Annotated in this window: 1 protein-coding gene; it reads left to right on the forward strand. The window is 40.0% G+C overall.

Annotated features, from left to right (window positions below; genetic code table 11):
* Positions 1–69: 69 nt before the first annotated feature.
* The coding region (locus tag BABA_RS26035) for a DUF805 domain-containing protein (RefSeq protein ID WP_235749663.1) at positions 70–808 on the forward strand (739 nt) is incomplete at its 3' end.

The following is an 808-nucleotide window of genomic DNA, read 5'->3' on the forward strand; positions in this document are numbered from 1 at the left end:
GAATATTGGAAACAATATTTTAATTGGTCGGGGCGTACGACACGTAAGAGTTTTTGGTGGGTTTTTATTATGAATCTAGCCATTGCGCTCACACTCATCTTGTTATATATAGTTACAACAGGGGCCGCAGTCGTTTTGTCGTTTGACTTTGAGGGTTTCAATGTTGCGACTTATATTTTCGGAAGTTTGCTTATTTTGTGGTCGTTAGCGACGCTCATTCCAACATCAAATCTTGGTATTAGGCGCGTTCGAGACACAGGGTTAAGTCCATGGATTTGGCTCCTTTCTCCAGTTAGTAGTATTTTGGGAGGATTTAATAATTTTCCGGCCGAGATAGTTTCAGATATTTTGTTTTTGGCTTTTCTTGGACTAGCTCTCATGCCCTCAAAGAAGGGGCGTATAAGTTCTCGTTCTCAAAGTCAGGGCTCATTGATTATTGCTATTGGACTGATTGCCCTTGTGGGATTTAGTGTGGTCAACTTACCGGCTAAGGCGGAGCATATCGTGCAAGGGTTGCCACAGACAAATCTAGTTATCAAGACAAATTCGGATGCAAAAATTTCTCTTTCTGGTCTTACTTCAGAAAGCAAACAAGAAGTAATCTCAGCATACAAGGAAAATGGTTGGAAATTATCCGAAAGTGGAGAGAACCTTATAAAACAAATTTATTCGGCTAATCAGCAGTTTGTCATTGATAATCAAACCTATCAAACGGATGTAAACGGTAAAGTGATTGCTAAAGTTACCTCGAATATAGTAACTAATATCACAGCATCTGATTCTGCAAGTGCTCCTACTAGACGACAGC

This window comes from Neobacillus bataviensis LMG 21833, assembly GCF_000307875.1.
GTDB classification, from domain to species: Bacteria; Bacillota; Bacilli; order Bacillales; family Cytobacillaceae; genus Neobacillus; species Neobacillus bataviensis.